The sequence below is a fragment of the Carboxylicivirga litoralis genome, from assembly GCF_025499605.1.
Lineage (GTDB): Bacteria > Bacteroidota > Bacteroidia > Bacteroidales > Marinilabiliaceae > Carboxylicivirga > Carboxylicivirga litoralis.
The window spans coordinates 47,712-64,989 of sequence record NZ_JAFMVC010000007.1 but is presented as its reverse complement, the minus strand read 5'-3'; the positions used below and the strand labels follow the sequence as shown (position 1 = coordinate 64,989).

The following is a 17,278-nucleotide window of genomic DNA, read 5'->3' as shown; positions in this document are numbered from 1 at the left end:
CAATCAAAAACAGATGCTAATGTATATATTTTATTATATAAATTAGCACGAGCTCACCAAATTGACAATAATTTCAATGTAAGGCGAACAGGCATCAATAAAGGTTACAGGGTGGGGGATTTCTAAAATTTTAAACTAAATGAATTGTTGATAGTGTAAAATAAACTATCAACATCAGGTGGCACAAGGTTATCGTAGTCAAAGCGAAGGTAAAGTGCAAAGGTAAACTTCTTGGTTATTTTTACATTAAAGCGTGTTTCACTCCAGATACGAAAATCAGCAGGATCGGAGTAGTCTGGTTCGTAATAAGTACTGTGCGAAAGCGATGCATTATCCGACATTTGCCAGTCAGTTGCTAACATGGAACTGAATTTAACCAGGCTTTTACGACGTTCGTAAGTATCTGTTTCAAACAACTCATTGAGGTAAATAGTATAAGCAACCAGAAATAACGAGAATTTTTCTTTGTCGGCAATGTTAAAACGAGGGCCTCCACCAACTACATGGCGGTGTTTCAATTGCTTCACACGGTTATATTGGTACTGGTAGAATGCCTCTGCAATAATAATTTTATCAGGGACCCAGTGGTTGTACTTAAACATAATACCACCGTTGTTGACATTTCGCTCATCGTCAACTTTACTGAAACCAATATCAGATGAAAAAAGGTAAGTATTATCGTTATCGTTATACTGTAATTTAAGTCTTGACATAATTTGGGTCATGTCAGTTGTGGTATGCACAAGGTTTAGCCCCAGATTTACATTGCCCTGAAATCCTTTATTGGGGTCTTTAGTTCGTCGTTTGTCAATGCTAACAATTTGAGCAATAGTAGAAATGCTAATGGCAGTCAGCAATATGATTGTTGTTATCCCTCTGTGCATAGTCAAATTGTTTTGTGACAAAAATAAACATTCTGCCGAGTTGTGAAAAAATAGCTGAAAAGATGAGAAAAATCAGGCAAAAAAACTGTTAAAAAGCATGATTTTTATATCGATTTATAATCTAAATTTGCGATGATATTATAACATGTTGAAACGCTTTAAAAAGTAATACAATGCCTAATATTTCTGATAGAGGACAACAGATGCCGGCATCTCCAATTCGTAAGCTGGTGCCATTTGCCGAGGCGGCAAAAGCAAAGGGAACAAAAGTATTCCATTTGAATATTGGACAGCCCGATATTAAAACGCCGGAAGTAGCGCTTGACGCTATTCGTAACATTGACCTGAAGGTGGTTGAATACAGCCATTCGGCAGGTATTGTAAGTTATCGTCAGAAGTTGGCTAAAATGTATCAAAGCATTGATATTAATGTTGATGAGAATGAGATTTTAGTCACTGCCGGAGGTTCTGAAGCTATCACCTTTGCGTTTTTAACATGTTTGAATCCTGGTGATGAGGTTATTATTCCCGAGCCGTTCTATGCTAACTACAATGGATTTGCTGTATCAGCAGGTGTTGAAGTAAAGCCAATTCGTTCAAGCATTGAAGATGGTTTTGCATTGCCGGCTATTGAAGAGTTTGAGAAAATGATTACGCCAAATACAAAGGCCATTGTCATCTGTAATCCCAACAACCCAACAGGTTATTTATACTCGCAAGAGGAAATGGATCAGTTGAAGCAAATTGTGTTGAAGCACGATTTGTATCTATTTTCAGATGAGGTATATCGTGAGTTCTGTTACGATGGTGAGCAGCACATTTCAGCCATGCACCTAAAAGGTATTGAAAACAATGTGGTGATGTTTGATTCGGTATCGAAGCGTTACAGTGAGTGTGGGGTGCGTATTGGCGCATTGGTAACTAAAAATAAATCTATTTTAGAAACGGCGCTTAAATTTGGTCAGGCGCGTTTGAGCCCTCCTGGTTTTGGTCAGATTGCAGCTGAGGCATCTCTGGATACGCCTAAAGAATACTTCGACGAAGTATATGCTGAATATATTGCTCGTCGCAATTTCTTAGTTGAAGGTTTGAATAAGATTGAAGGAGTTTATACGCCAACACCCAAAGGAGCGTTCTATACGGTTGCTAAATTACCTATTGATGATTCTGATAAATTTTGCCAGTGGATTTTAAGTGAATTTGAGTACAAAGGACAAACTGTGATGATGGCACCGGCTTCAGGTTTCTACAGCACGCCAGGTGCAGGGAAAGACGAAGTGCGAATTGCTTATGTGTTGAATAAAGAAGATTTAGGCAATGCGCTTGAGACATTAGAAGCGGCATTGAAAGCCTATCCTGGACGTACGCTTTAAGAAGCTGACGTTTAAAAAAAAATATAGCCGGGGTGCGACTATTGATTAATTTGATAGTCACACTCCGGCTTTGTTTTGCAAAGAACCTAAATTATCATCGCTTTTTCTAACTTTGTACAAAACCGAGCACATTGAATATTGAACTTTTTATAGCGCGTAAAATTGCCTCAGGAGGCTTAGTTGGAAAGAAACTGGCCGGTCCAGTTATTAAGGTGGCCACATTGGGTATTATCTTAGGTGTTATAGTGATGATTGTTTCAATAGCAGTTGGCTTTGGGTTTAAAGGCGAGATTCGTGAGAAAATAAGTGGCTTTGCATCTCACATTCAAATCATGAGTTACGACTATAACTATTCGCCTGAAACTAATCCCATATCCATCGATAAAGGTTTAGAAGCTGAAGTAATGGCTGTTGAAGGTGTTAGTTATATTCAGCGTTTTGCTACTAAGCCGGGTATTATCAAAGCCGATGAGGCAATTCAGGGGGTTGTACTCAAGGGGGTTGATCAATCTTACAACTGGGACTTTATAAAGTCTATTTTAGTAGAAGGAAGATTACCGTCTTTTAATGATTCTGTTCGATCCAATGAGATTTTAGTTTCAGAAGATATTGCTCGAATGCTCGATTTTAAAGTAGGCGATAAAATACGCATGTACTTTATTCAAGACAGGGCGTTGGCACGACGTTTTGATATTGTTGGCATTTATAATTCGCATTTTCCTGAGTACGATAAGCGTTTTGCTTTTGTTGATTTAAGGCATGTACAAAAGCTAAATGACTGGGACGAAACACAAATATCGGGTTACGAAATTGGTGTATCATCATTTAATAAGATGGAGCAGGTGAATGAGGAAATTTATTACCTGACCAGTGCTAAAGTAGAGGCCGATGGTACGATGCTCCGTAACCGAACAATTAAACAGTTGCAACCGCAAATATTTGGCTGGCTGGATATTCTTGATACCAACGTCTATGTTATTTTGCTCCTGATTATTTTGGTTGCCAGTTTTAATATGATATCGGGCTTGCTCATCCTTATACTCGAGCGAACGAATATGATTGGCATCTTAAAAGCACTAGGTGCTGAAGATTGGAATTTGAGAAAGGTTTTCGTGTATTTATCAGGATTTATTATTGGTCGGGGAATGATTTGGGGTAATGTCATTGGAATTGCTATCTGTGTCATTCAAAAATACACGAAGGTCATCAAACTAGATCCGGCTAACTACTATCTTTCTACAGTGCCAATACATATTTCTCCGTTGGAATTGGTTTTGCTAAATCTTGGTGTGCTAGTGGTGACCATGACCATGATGTTGGGACCTACTTATCTTGTGTCAAGAATTCTTCCTGTGAAGGCCATTCGTTTTAACTAAAAATAATTGTCCGTTAACTGACATCTGGTGTGCGATATCGTGCAGTATTAAAAAGATGTTTAGAGAAAAAATTCACATAGAATTTTTTTGTGATTTGGCGTATGAATTGTAAATATTTGTTATTCAGCATCTTGTATTTTTATTGCAATTATTTTTCAAAAAAAATCAGGTTTTACAATTATTGGTACGGTTGTTGATTTGAGATGAACAAATACTTAATTAAGGTTTAAGTTAATAAATGGGACAAATAGCCGGGAACGCCCGGCTTTTTTTATGCCTTAATTTTAGCGTCTGGTAAACTAGGAATAATCATGACAATTTGTTAACTTAAAAGAGAACAAACTGTTGGATTTCTAAGTTACATTGTAAAGAAAAGTGTATGAAGAAGGAGATTAAGTTGCTTGTCCGGGATCTTACCAGACCGCTGCCCGGAAAAGATGCACAGAAGCTAATGTCGCCCTCGGTTCGATTTACCGGGAATATTAAATACAATCCAGAAACAGCAAGAGTAAGTAGTGTTTTAATCTTGCTATATAAAAAGGATAATGAGTGGATGATTCCATTGATTCAACGACCTACGTATGATGGAGCGCACAGTGGACAAGTCAGTTTTCCTGGAGGGAAATTTGAACAGGGTGATTGTTCGTATTTGGACACTGCTTTGCGCGAGGCTGAAGAAGAGATAGGCATTAATCGCGATGAGGTTAGTTTTATCACAGAATTAAGTTCTTTGTACATCCCCAATTCCAATTTTATTGTTTATCCGCAAGTTTGCATTACAGAAATAGAGCCGGTTTTTATTCCGGACCTACGAGAGGTGGAAGAAGTCATTGAAGCGCCGGTTCGTCAGCTGCTAATGCCTGAAACTGTTCACCGTTTTACACGCAATATTAATGGTGTTCGTGTTGATGCTCCTTTTTACAAAATTGACGATTACGTAATTTGGGGAGCAACAGCCATGATGCTCAGCGAATTTTTGCAACAAATTAAGCTATCGGAAGTTTTTACTAATCGTTTATCACATTCTTATAATGCGTGTAACGCTCCAGAATGTCGTTAACATAGTGGTATGGTTCTTCGCCACGACAATAACCAAATTTAACAACCGGATCGTTATAAAATGATGGTTTCGATTTATTAAGCAGATAGTAGTCTACATTATCATCCCAAATATGTGGATTTTTATTATTCTTCTCTGCCAATCGCATGGCATCTTCAACATGGCCTGGGCCTACATTGTACGAGGCTAAAACAAACTTCAGTCGTTCATCAGGATCCGTAATGATATCCTGAAAACGTTTATCTAGCCAGATTAAGAATTTCAATCCCCCTTGAATATTATCTTGTGGTGACGTAATTTTTTCAACGCCAAATGTTTCAGCAGTTTTTGGCATCAATTGCATTAGACCAATCGCACCAGCCCAGCTTTCTACTTCAGGTAAAAAGCGTGATTCCTGGTAGATTAATGCGGCTACCAATCGCCAGTCTAAGTTATGTTTTAAGCTCTCTTCTTTAATAATGGCGTCATAAGCCGACACACGGCCTCCTTTGATAGAGTGGAAGCTCGAGTTAACCAGGTGGGTTGAACGTTTATTGATGAAGTACTTTCTGTAAATACGTTTATATTGATTGGTTTTTTTGAAGTTAATCAGCCAGTTATCCACCACGTCTTTTAAGTCAGAAGATGTGGGGCGCACTGCCCAGGCAATTTTCTGTGGAAAACTAACGGCTGTTGCAATGTCAATATTATCATAAAAGTTGAGGTTGATACGAGCCAGGTTGTCGTCACACACGGTATAGGGAATTTCACCATTGGCAACCAAAGCAATCAGTTGTTCCACTTCGTAATCAGGTATTTCAACAATATGAATGCTATCACCTATTTCATTCGCCAGATTTTTTAAGCGAGCGACATAGGCTGAGTTTTCCTGGACGTAAATTGTTTTACCTGCCAGTTCGAGCTGATTTCGAATAATAGAATTGGCAGTATTTGATTTTTCATCTGATGGTTTTTGTTGTACCAATACCTGGTGAGTAACACAGTGAGGTTCGGTAAATGTTACCTGTTGTGTTCTGTCTCGCGTTATGGTCAGGTTGGTGGCAATTAGGTCCACATCACCTTTTAATAGGCTGTCAAAGTTCTTTTCAACATTGTTTGATACAACGATTTCTAATTTTAATCCCAGAGTGTTGCTAAGTGCCTGTAGAAGCTCAAGCTGGTAACCCAGCGGACGCCCTTTGTAAACGAAATAGTTAGTAGAGTTATAGTCGGTAACTACCCGTATTTTACCACGCTTCACAATGTCGTCCAAGTCTATCGTCGATGACTCGATAGGCTGTTTCTCTGCTACTTGCTCATTTTTTAATTGACAACTGGCAGCGAATAAAACGACAGTTAATAAGGCGATAAATTTCATCATAACAACTTCTTAAAAACAGGTACAAAGTTAATGACTTGTACCCATAAAAAGTTATTTAGGTTACTTCGTTAGTCATAAAAATTCCACGATACGCCAAATTTAAGGCTGCGTGGATTGCCGGGATATTGATACGAGGTGTAATATGGTTCGTTTGGATAACCTTCATTAACATGGTCGAATTTAACGTAGATGCGGGCTCGTTTCAGCTGAAAGTTGGCAAATACATCAATAAAAGGATAGTCGCCCACTTTTTCAGTGCGTTGATTCACAAACTGTCCTGTTGCCGGCATATACATTGGAGCATAGTACTTACTATTGTATCTGGCATCAAAACCAATCTGGAAATGTAATACCTTGAATAGTGTATTTTGATAATACGTAGAGTTGTATAACGCCAATTTAGGAACAGGTATATATTCATCATGGCTGGTATATTGGGCGATAATATCATTCACACTATGAATACGACCCAATTTAAAATGCTTTTTTAAACGTGCGCTCAGAACCTGAACCACAGTGCTTGTTTGAATAGGTAAGCCCGATGCATTCCAGTAGATGTGTTCAGTGACTATGTTAGCACCACCGCTTATTTCAATACGTCGGGTTGGGATTCGAATTCCACCTCGGATACGCACACTTTTCACCTGGTTAAAATCTTCTTTCCATTGTAAGTGGTTGGAGAAGTATTGGTTTTCAAATAACTCAGGTTGACGCAAGTAGATGCCTCCATTGGCAAAGAACCCAGCCGTGTCTTTATGGATGCGGAATTGAGAATTTAAATTACCAGTAATTTCAGAATCTCCAGCCCGATAGCCCTGAAAATAAAACTTAAGACCGGCATTCCACCAGAAGTTCTTACCCAGGTTTTTAAATATCTGACCGCCAATTGCAGAGTTAACCAGCGTTGTGTCTCGTGTTTGGTAATTAATAATGCCTTTATTCTCATCATCCAATCCGTAGGTCGTCTGCCCGGGAAATTTATAGTACATGATGTCGTTTGTAATATAGGCTCTAAGTCCAAAACGTAAAAGAGAGTTAGCTTCTTCGTTAAATTTAATCTGGAATGTATTAACCAGGTTGTTGTAAAGAGTACTATCTCGTGTTTGTAGTGAGTCGCGGTAAATATTTGGATAATAGGGAGAATCAGTGATGTAGTATGATTCTAAATCATCAATTTGGTACTCGCGTTTTCCTTGATCAAATTTTAGCGTGTGGAATATGGTGCTGACCGGTAATTCGTTAATCGTCGAGTCTTTGTCTTGAACACTTATGTTTCCAATTGATAACGAATGGTTGTAAAAAAACTGCAGGTTGTTTATTTTGGTGTAGGCTGTTTGGAAATGGACGGGTATTTCGTCGGGCTCCAGATCATTGAATTTATTTTCGGCACCGGTCAGATTAATACCACCATTTTCCTGGTTTTCAATTTTAGCATAAATGAAGGCCATGTGCATGTTATAGCGTTTGCCATTATAACTACTCCAGAATTTGAAGTTTTGATTTTCAGCTTTTTGTCCCTGGTATAATCCAATTGATGAGTTGAGCTGGTATTGCAGGCCAACATTAAAATGCTTATTGATATTTTGCGTGTATAGAGCACTAATTGCCTCCTCAGAACGACGCTTGGGACCACCGAAATGATAGGTTAGATTAACGTATGGTGTTTTAGTGTTGTAGAAATATATTTCGTGCGGCTGAGGAATATAGGTCAGGAACGAATTATAAAACAGATAGCCGTAATGCTTTTCCTGCTCATCAAAAATCATCGATTGGTTAGCTGAATTCATGTTTCCCAGCCAGTTTTGAGCAATGCTCTTTTTAAAGATTGGGTTATAAATTTGATAACCATTTGACATGGTATCAACAGCAACCGTGTCACTAAATGTAAAATGGTCTCTTAGTTTCCATGCATTTACATCAGGAGGGATAAAATCACCTTGTGGTTGTTCACCTTCGCCCATTTGACCATCGCCTTGCCCCATGCCCATTTGGTCGGGGCCTCCACTACTAAGCTTGCGTTGAGCAGATGAATAGGAGACGAATAAAAGGCTTATTATTAGGGTTAGAAGGTATTTGTTGAAGCTAAATGTCATAATTTATATCAATCAATTCGTTCGAATTATAATACAACAAGTGGCACCGAAAAGCTGAGCCAATGGCAAATATAGCCAAAAAGTTTGCAATGGTTTATATTATTCGAGGTGCGACTTTTACCCAATGGTAATAGTGGCACCTCGAACAGTTAATCAAAGATGGTGTCTCTGATCTTATTTTTTACGTAACACAATGTTGACTTGCACGCCATTAAAATTCCAGTTTTCACGAATCTTATTTTCTAAGAAACGCTTATATGGATCTTTAATGTATTGCGGCAGGTTACAGAAGAACGCAAACGTTGGGGATTGCGTTGGTAGCTGTGTTACATATTTGATTTTTATGAATTTACCTTTGGTTGATGGAGGCGGAAACTTATCAATTAAAGGCAGTAAAGTATCATTCAATTTAGAAGTCGTAATTTTCGTCTCCTTGTTTTCATATACCTGCAAAGCTTCTTCAATGGCCTTGTGAATACGCTGCTTGGTGATGGCTGAAGTAAACACAATGGGGAAATCGGTGTATGGCGCCATGGCATCGCGCACCATTGCCTCAAACTTCTTAACCGTATGCGTATCTTTCTCAATCAGGTCCCACTTGTTAACCAATACAACAATACCTTTTTTGTTGCGCTGAATCAAGTTAAAGATCTTCTGATCCTGTGCTTCAAAACCGCGCGTGGCATCAATCATCAGCATACAAACATCAGAGTTTTCAATGGCACGGACAGCGCGCATCACCGAATAGAACTCCAAATCTTCGTTAACTTTTGATTTTTTGCGTAAACCAGCTGTGTCAACTAAATAAAAGTCGTGGCCAAATTTATTGTAGCGTGTAAAAATAGAGTCACGTGTGGTACCTGAAATCGGCGTTACAATATTTCGTTCCTCACCAATGAAGGCATTGATAATCGAAGATTTACCAGCATTAGGACGCCCCACAATGGTGAACTTAGGTAGGTCTAGTTCCTGCTCGTTTTCATCTTTTGGAAACATGGATACCAGCTTATCCAGAAACTCTCCTGTGCCAGCGCCATTAATCGCCGAAATAGGATAGAGGTGTTCTAATCCTAATGAGTAAAAGTAACTCGATTCGGTGATACGTTCATTGTTATCAACCTTATTAACCACCATCAGTACCGGTTTTTCCGAACGACGCAATACATCTGCTACGCCTTCGTCATAGTCGGTGATGCCAGTTACAACATCCACTACAAAAACAATAATGTCTGCTTCCTCAATAGCAATCAATACCTGGCGACGAATGGCTTCTTCAAAAATATCATCAGAGTTGGTTGCATAACCGCCGGTATCAATCACCGAAAAGTCTACACCATTCCAAAATGCTTTGCCATATAAGCGGTCGCGTGTTACACCGGCTTCCTCATTCACAATAGCTTGGCGCGTTCCGGTTAATCGATTAAAAAGTGTTGATTTTCCCACATTAGGGCGACCAACAATTGCAACTATATTTCCCATGACGATAATTCTTTTGTTTTTTCGGGGCTGCAAAGGTAATTAAACTACTGCTATACACCAATTTTAATTAAAGCCTCTGCCTTTTATCTTTGTCCTCCGTCTCCTGTCTTCCGTCCTCCGTCTCGTGTCTTTTTACTTCAACTCATAACCATGGCCGCGCAAAAAGTTTTCTTTATCGCGCCAGTCTTTACTTACTTTAACGTAAGTAGTCAGGTTCACTTTTTTCTTAAAGAAGCCTTCCATGTCTTTGCGGGCTTCAATGCCTACCCACTTTAACTTGACACCTTTATGACCAATAATAATGCCTTTTTGCGACTCACGTGCTACATGAATTACTGCACGGATATCAATACGTTCTTCAGCTTCTTTAAATTCCTCCACTTCCACTTCAACTGAGTAAGGAATTTCTTTTTTGTATTGAACCAGAATCTTTTCGCGGATAATCTCTGTCACAAAAAAACGTTCTGATTTATCTGTCAATGATTCTTTATCGAAATAAGGTGGTGAATCGGGCAATAACTCAATAATGCGGTCAAATAAATTCTGAACATTGAACTTATGCAGAGCCGACATGGGGAAAACTTCCGCATTGGGCAATTGTACTTTCCAAAAGTCCATAATGTCATCCAGCTTATTTTGGTCGATGAGGTCAATTTTATTCACTACCAATAAAACAGGGATATCAGTTTTTTGTACCGAACTTAAAAAATCATCGTTTTTATCCGGCTTTTCAAAAGTATCAGTTACATATAATATGATGTCGGCATCGGTCAAGGCCGATTTTGAAAACTTCAGCATCGACTCTTGTAACTTATAATTAGGTTTTAACACCCCTGGCGTGTCCGAAAATACAATTTGGTACTCTGGTTTATTCACAATACCAAAAATACGGTGCCTGGTGGTTTGTGCTTTTGATGTGATAATCGATAAGCGCTCACCCACCAATTCGTTGGATAAAGTTGATTTTCCAACATTGGGGTTTCCTACAATATTTACAAAGCCTGCTTTATGTGTCATAATCCTTTTTTCTTTTCTGCTGCGAAGATACGATTATTTGTTCAGTGCAGTGAGATATCGTTTTAGGAGAATTTTTCGGCAAGCAATTTATTTTTTTTAGTAATATATTTACGTGACGTAACATGCAATGCATGGCACTTGTTGCAAGTTTAACGACTTGCCAGTGATAAATCTTAAACCTAATGAACGATGAGAAGAATGAATATTTTCAGTTGGATTTCCCTATTCCTAATAAGCCTTTGCCTGGCTTGCTCACCACAAAAGAAAAAGATGTCGCAATCAAATACAACACATGTCATTCCATTGCCTGAAAAAATTACTCCAATGGCAGGCTCCTTTGTATTAAACAAATCAACCAAGTGGGTGGTCCAAAATGAAGAAACCGATTCAATAATTACGTTTTTTTCAGACAAAATAAAGCAATCTACTGGATTTGAGTTAGAAACAGCAAAAGAAGAACCTTCCAATAACTTTGTTTCTCTAAATATCAATACTGCTTTGCCAGGAGGTAAAGAGGCTTATGCTTTATCTGTGACAAAAGATTTTGTATACATCAGTGGCGGTTCGGCGCAAGGCCTTTTTTATGGTCTGCAAACATTACTACAGTTATTACCTGCCGAAATTGAAAGCTCAAGCCTTGTGAAGAAGTCGATGTGGACTATTCCTGCCGTTGAAATCAAAGATAAACCTCGCTTTAAGTGGCGCGGGATGCATCTGGATGTATGCCGTCATTTTGTGCCTGTGGAAAATATTAAGAAGCACCTGGATATGATGGCCATGTTTAAAATGAATACTTTCCACTGGCACCTGACTGAAGACCAGGCCTGGCGTATCGAGATTAAAAAATATCCCAGGTTAACTGAGGTTGGAGCAACACGTATTGAAGGTGAGGGACATACTTACTCCGGTTATTATTCACAGGAGGATGTGAAAGAGATTGTTGCCTATGCGGCCGAACGCTTTATCACCGTGGTGCCAGAGATTGAATTGCCTGGACATGCATTGGCCGCTCTGGCCGCCTACCCGGAGTACTCGTGTACCGGAGGTCCTTTTGAGGTGCGTAATGTGTGGGGGGTAGAGCCCGATGTGTATTGTGCCGGCAACGATGATACGTTTCAGTTTTTAGAGGATGTGATTGACGAAGTAGTGGCATTGTTTCCATCGCCTTATTTTCATATTGGTGGTGATGAGTGCCCAAAAGAACGTTGGGAGAAGTGCCGAAAGTGTCAAAGGCGCATGAGACAGGAAGGGCTAAAAGATGAGCACGAGCTACAAAGCTATTTCATAAAACGCATTGAAAAAGTATTGATAGCCCACAACAAAAAGATGATTGGCTGGGACGAGATACTAGAAGGAGGCTTGGCTGAATCAGCAGCTGTTATGTCGTGGCGTGGTGAAGAAGGAGGCATTGAAGCCGCCTCGCAAGGACACGATGTGGTGATGACGCCCGGTAATTGGTGTTACCTCGACCATTATCAGGGTGATTACCGCATTGAACCGGTTGCCATCGGTGGTTACACCACGCTCGAAGAAGCTTATAATTACGAACCTGTGCCTGCCGAATTAGAAGCTGATAAGGTGCACCATGTGTTGGGAACCCAAGGCAACGTGTGGACCGAGTATATGTATACGCCAGCATTAGTGGAATATCGCGTTTATCCACGTTTAATAGCACTGGCCGAAGTAAACTGGACATCGAAAGCACAGAAAGACTATCAGAGTTTTGTTAAGCGCTTGGATAACAATTTAGTCCGATTGGATTTACACACTATTAACTATCACATTCCTTTGCCCGAAGGACCGGTGGATAAAGTGGTGTATCTTGATAAGGCCAGGCTAGAATTCACGAATACTCGTAATTACCCTATGGTGTATACCACTGATGGTTCTGAACCAACAACAACGTCAGATGTGTATAAAAACGTACTTACTTTCACAGAAGATAAAACCATTAAGATTGCAACACTTTTGCCGCATGGTAAAATGAGTAAAGCCAGAACTATTGAAATTAATAAAACTAATAAACACAGGGCTGTAAGTGCTGAAACTACCAAAGAGGGATTAGCTGAACAATACATTGACAAAACATTTGTGTATGCTGCAAATATAGATAAAGTGACGGACTGGAAAGAAAGGGATGGACTGGTTGAAAACCGGGGGAGTAAATACAGGAAGACCGATTATAAACAACCGTCATCGCATATATTTACTGGTTACCTTACCATTGAAGAAGATGGTGTTTACGAATTTCAAACCAATCTTGACCAGTTTTATATTGCAGGGCAGTTATTGATTGATAACGATGGAGAAGTCAAGCGCTTCTCACGTCATAACACAACGATTGCCTTGGCAAAGGGCAAACACCCGGTAAAACTGGTGTATCTTAACAATGTTATTGGCGGCTGGCCTCAAGCCTGGAATGGGCCGAAAGTGGAGTATAGGAAGTTAGGAGACGAGAAATTTATCCGTGTGACAAACGAGATGTATAGTTTCTAAGAAGGATTAAAAAGCGTAATTTAGGGATGGTTTAAGGATCGCATCTTTATTAGCATTATGGCTATTAAGATGCGATCCTTTGTTTCTTTCTGATGTACTTGAAAACCATGTTTTCAATTTTTCATTAATTAATGTATTTTCGCAGCTGATTTATTCTAAACAGTTAAAATAAATACATAGATGAACAAAATTAGTTATGCCCTTGGGATGAACCTGGCTCAGAATCTTAAAGCTTCAGGTATCGAGACGATTGAATATTCAGAATTTACAAAAGGGCTGGAAGCTGCTTTTGAAGGACAAGAAACTCAAATGTCAGCTGACGAAGCTAATCAAACATTACAGCAATTCTTTGGTGAGCTGCAGGCTAAGCAAGCTGAAGCCGCTATTCAGGCTGGAAAAGATTTCTTGACTGAGAATGCAAAGAAAGAAGGTGTTACTGCTCTTGAAAGTGGATTACAATACGAAATCATCACAGAAGGAAATGGTGACAAGCCATCGGCTACTGACCAGGTTGAGTGTCACTATCACGGTACTTTAATTGATGGTACTGTTTTCGATAGTTCAGTACAGCGTGGAGAGCCTGCAACATTCCCGGTTAATGGCGTTATCCAGGGATGGGTTGAAGCGTTACAGTTAATGCCAGTTGGAAGTAAGTGGCGTTTATATATTCCATCTGACTTAGCTTATGGTGAGCGCGGTGCAGGTCAGCACATTGGCCCTCACACAACATTGATTTTTGAAGTTGAGCTATTGGCTATTAAATAATCAATTCTTACATAAATTTTAATAATTATCAGATGAAAGTAACAAATCTACTAGCTGCCTTTACCTTGGTTGTGATGGTGATGGCATCGTGTACTAAAGTTCCGAATACCGGAAAAATGGATTTTGCAGACCAAACGGATAGTGTGAGTTATGCACTTGGTTATCTTCAGGCTGCTAATTTGAAAAAACAATTTGAGCGTTGGCCTATAGAAGTTGATTCTGCATCGTGTGTAGGATTGGCAAAAACATTGGCTAAGTCTGAAATGAAAAAAGCAAATCGTGAGCACCTGGAAGGCATGTTCAATGAGATTGATGAAGCTGCTTTTATGAAAGGCTTCTTAAACGAGTTTGCTTACAATAAGTCGTATTTTACTGAGATGACTGCCGATATGTACCTGCGTAAGGTGATGGAAGCCATCAAAAAAGTAAAAGATGCTGAGCGTGAAGAAAAAGCGGCTGCTAATCTGGCTGAAGGACAGAAGTTTCTGGAAGATAACGCCAAACGTTCTGAGGTGAAAACAACAGAGTCGGGTCTTCAATACGAAGTGTTAAAAGAAGGCAACGGTGTTGTTGCAACTAAAAGCGACCGTGTGAAGTGCCAGTACCATGGTACATTAATCGACGGAACTGTTTTTGATAGCTCAGTGGAGCGTCAGGATACGGCTCAGTTTGCTGTGACTGGTGTTATCAAAGGATGGACTGAAGCTTTACAGCTAATGCCTGAAGGAAGTAAGTGGCGTTTATACATCCCTGCTGACCTGGCTTATGGTGAGCGTGGTTCAGGTGCTAAAATTGGCCCTCATTCAACACTTATTTTCGACCTTGATTTAATTGAGGTGGTTCAGAAGAAGTAATTAAATGTATTCTATAGCTAAAGAAGAGGCTGTCAACCGGACATGCCTCTTTTTTTTGTTTTTCAAAGTAATTAAATATCACTTTCTTAAAGCTTTATGAAGACAGCGTTACGATTTTTACGTTTCAGGCATATGCAGTTATTGGGTATCCTTTTTATGCTTATAGGATGCCAGGTAAAGCCAAATTTAATTCCTTTTACGGTTGAAGAAGAGTTATTTGATCAGGATGAATTGGATGACTTAGGCTTAGACACACTTTCAGGAACACAAACGATTACCATATATGCAGCCGATAGTTTAAATGATCATTATTGTAATGGCGTGGTGATGACCAGCTTTAAAGGGATGTTATTTTGCCAATGGCAAAGTTCACAGGATGATGAAGATGCTCCGGATACCTGGGTGGCGTATTCCAAAAGCAATGACGGTGAACAGTGGTCTAAACCGGCAATATTGGTGCCATCCATAAAAGATGGCTATTGTTCATCAGGCGGTTGGTGGACGTGCAATGATACATTAATAGCTTATATTCATGTATGGCCTGTGAGTGTTAAGCCTCGGGGAGGGTATACTTTTTACACCAAAACAGGAGACGGTATTCATTGGTCGAATTTAGAGCCGGTGTTAATGGCTAACGGAGATACCATGCGGGCTGTCATTGAACAAGACCCAAAGGTTCTGGCTTCAGGGAGGATGATATGTGCTGCACATTTTCAACCGGGTTTAGTTGTTTCGCCCATATACACTGATGATCGGTCCGGGGTAAGAGGGTGGAGTCGGGCTAATTTTAACAATTTGTCAGTAGATAATAATGTTTCAAGAGAAATTGAACCGAGTTCTTTTGTCAGGAAAGACAGTGCACTGGTCATGGTATTTCGTGATCAAAAAAGCTCCTATAAAAAGCTAGCCTCAATTAGCTTAGATGAAGGCGCAAATTGGTCAACGCCAATACTAACAAATATGCCTGATTCGAGAACCAAACAAAGCGCAGGTAATTTACCTGATGGAAGTTGTTACCTAGTTGGAAACCCTGTTGATGGTAAAAGAAGAAGCCCATTGGTATTGACACTAAGTGAGGATGGTCACTGTTTTAACAAAGCCTTTGTGTTAAGAAAAGGAGGAAAGACATTGCCTAAATTAGAATATGAAGGTAAATATAAGCGAGTAGGCTATCATTATCCCAAATCAATGGTTTGGCAAAATTACTTGTATGTATCCTACGCTACCAATAAAGAAAGAGTCGAATTTACCAGGGTGCCTTTAAGCAGTTTGAAATAATATTAAACGAGCAGTTTTACCTGAAAATAAAGCCTTCTTTCAGTGGATCGTTTGGGTCGAACCAGAACTCATTTTTTCCAGTTATATGAGCTGTTCCGCTTACTTCAGGTATAATGGCCTTATGTGGTCCATAAGTTGTTTCTCCGGTAACCATCACATCCATGGTGGTGCCCAGTATACTTTCTATCGTAATGCACTCACCGGTTGTTAACTCGCCTTTAGCATGATGAAGAGCAGCACGTGCACTCACACCAGAACCCGTTGAGGAACGGTCGACTTCGCCCTCGGCAAAGATGCAGACATTGCGACTGTGGTGCTTCGGATTTTGTGGTTTTCCTGTGAAGATAGTACCATATAAAAAGCTTAAATCCTTTTCAAATGGATGTGTGATGTCGTATTTTTCCATAACCGCATGTTTTATACGGCGTCCCCAATCAATCAATTGGTTATAGTCTTTTTCTTCCATGCCTATGCCCAGATTATCGGCATCCACAAAGGCATAAAAAGCACCGCCATAAGCCACGTCAAATGTCACCTCACCAATGCCATCGACCAGAATTGTTTCATCCTGGAGCAATAAAAAAGAGGGTACATTCAGAAAAGATACTTTTTCAACGCTGCCATTCCTGCGAAAGGCTTTTGAGCGAATCAAGCCAGGAGGCGCATCAATAATTAACTCCGGCTCATTACCATCTTTTGTAATCATACCGGTGTCAAACACCAGTTTGGTTAAAGCAATAATGGCATGACCGCACATGGTGCTGTAGCCTTCGTTATGCAAAAAGAATGTGCCAAAATCTGCATTCTCAGTAATTGGTTCTGTAATGATGGCGCCATACATATCGGCATGACCACGCGGTTCGAACATGGTGCCCGTGCGGATATAATCTAAATTATCTTTGAAATAATGTCGTTTCTCAAGGATGTCTGTACCTCTAATTTGAGGTAAGCCACTGTATAATACGCGCAATGGTTCACCGCCGGTGTGTAAATCAACTGTTTTAAGCTGGAGCCAGTCCTTTGGTGGCTGCCAGTTCCAGTTATTGAGATTGAGCATGGCTGTATGTTTAGTAGTTGACTGATTTTAAAATTTGAACTGAGCGTAAAGCCTAAAGAGCAAAGACTGAATAGTATTGGTCCTCATTTCCTCTCCCTTTGGGGAGTATTTAGTGCAGAGTAATCTTCCCCTGGGGGAAGTGCCGTTAGGCGATGGGGGCAATTTTATTCATCATGCTCCTTGCAA

The 17,278-nt window shown here is 39.8% G+C and carries 13 protein-coding genes; 7 read left to right on the top strand and 6 right to left on the bottom strand.

Features of this window, described 5'->3' with window-relative positions; translation table 11 throughout:
- Positions 1 to 122: 122 nt before the first annotated feature.
- Complete coding sequence (locus J1N10_RS08780) at positions 123 to 884, bottom strand: DUF481 domain-containing protein (RefSeq protein ID WP_262326324.1); 762 nt, start codon at positions 882 to 884, stop codon at positions 123 to 125.
- A 173-nt stretch (positions 885 to 1,057) separates the two neighbouring features.
- Between J1N10_RS08780 and J1N10_RS08775 the strand changes: the two genes are divergently transcribed.
- From J1N10_RS08775 to J1N10_RS08765, 3 genes are all read left to right on the top strand, one after another.
- On the top strand, positions 1,058 to 2,257 hold the full coding sequence (locus J1N10_RS08775) for a pyridoxal phosphate-dependent aminotransferase (protein ID WP_262326323.1): 1,200 nt from the start codon (positions 1,058 to 1,060) through the stop codon (positions 2,255 to 2,257).
- 131 nt (positions 2,258 to 2,388) lie between these two features.
- Positions 2,389 to 3,633 (top strand): ABC transporter permease, encoded by a 1,245-nt coding sequence (locus tag J1N10_RS08770; RefSeq protein WP_262326322.1) that lies wholly within the window; start codon positions 2,389 to 2,391, stop codon positions 3,631 to 3,633.
- Between the two features lie 379 nt (positions 3,634 to 4,012).
- Complete coding sequence (locus J1N10_RS08765) at positions 4,013 to 4,693, top strand: NUDIX hydrolase (RefSeq protein WP_262326321.1); 681 nt, start codon at positions 4,013 to 4,015, stop codon at positions 4,691 to 4,693.
- Here the strand turns inward: J1N10_RS08765 and J1N10_RS08760 are convergent.
- The 4 genes from J1N10_RS08760 to era form a co-directional block, all read right to left on the bottom strand.
- Positions 4,641 to 6,053, bottom strand: coding sequence for an MltF family protein (locus tag J1N10_RS08760; RefSeq protein WP_262326320.1), 1,413 nt, complete (start codon positions 6,051 to 6,053; stop codon positions 4,641 to 4,643). The genes J1N10_RS08765 and J1N10_RS08760 overlap by 53 nt on opposite strands.
- 68 nt (positions 6,054 to 6,121) lie before the next feature.
- Positions 6,122 to 8,146, bottom strand: a complete 2,025-nt coding sequence (locus tag J1N10_RS08755) for a putative porin (protein ID WP_262326319.1) — start codon at positions 8,144 to 8,146, stop codon at positions 6,122 to 6,124.
- 174 nt (positions 8,147 to 8,320) lie between these two features.
- Positions 8,321 to 9,625 carry a ribosome biogenesis GTPase Der gene (gene der / locus J1N10_RS08750; protein ID WP_316044922.1) on the bottom strand — a complete coding sequence of 435 codons (1,305 nt, stop codon included), beginning with the start codon at positions 9,623 to 9,625 and terminating at the stop codon, positions 8,321 to 8,323.
- Between the two features lie 132 nt (positions 9,626 to 9,757).
- Complete coding sequence (gene era / locus J1N10_RS08745) at positions 9,758 to 10,642, bottom strand: GTPase Era (RefSeq protein ID WP_262326318.1); 885 nt, start codon at positions 10,640 to 10,642, stop codon at positions 9,758 to 9,760.
- 189 nt (positions 10,643 to 10,831) lie between these two features.
- Between era and J1N10_RS08740 the strand changes: the two genes are divergently transcribed.
- From J1N10_RS08740 to J1N10_RS08725, 4 genes are all read left to right on the top strand, one after another.
- Positions 10,832 to 13,138, top strand: a complete 2,307-nt coding sequence (locus J1N10_RS08740; RefSeq protein ID WP_262326317.1) for a family 20 glycosylhydrolase — start codon at positions 10,832 to 10,834, stop codon at positions 13,136 to 13,138.
- 180 nt (positions 13,139 to 13,318) lie between these two features.
- Positions 13,319 to 13,903 (top strand): FKBP-type peptidyl-prolyl cis-trans isomerase, encoded by a 585-nt coding sequence (locus J1N10_RS08735; protein WP_262326316.1) that lies wholly within the window; start codon positions 13,319 to 13,321, stop codon positions 13,901 to 13,903.
- A gap of 32 nt (positions 13,904 to 13,935) precedes the next feature.
- Positions 13,936 to 14,757, top strand: coding sequence for an FKBP-type peptidyl-prolyl cis-trans isomerase (locus J1N10_RS08730; protein WP_262326315.1), 822 nt, complete (start codon positions 13,936 to 13,938; stop codon positions 14,755 to 14,757).
- A gap of 96 nt (positions 14,758 to 14,853) precedes the next feature.
- Complete coding sequence (locus J1N10_RS08725) at positions 14,854 to 16,035, top strand: exo-alpha-sialidase (RefSeq protein WP_262326314.1); 1,182 nt, start codon at positions 14,854 to 14,856, stop codon at positions 16,033 to 16,035.
- 16 nt (positions 16,036 to 16,051) lie between these two features.
- Here the strand turns inward: J1N10_RS08725 and J1N10_RS08720 are convergent, their stop codons facing one another.
- On the bottom strand, positions 16,052 to 17,092 hold the full coding sequence (locus J1N10_RS08720; protein ID WP_262326313.1) for a proline racemase family protein: 1,041 nt from the start codon (positions 17,090 to 17,092) through the stop codon (positions 16,052 to 16,054).
- Positions 17,093 to 17,278: the final 186 nt, after the last annotated feature.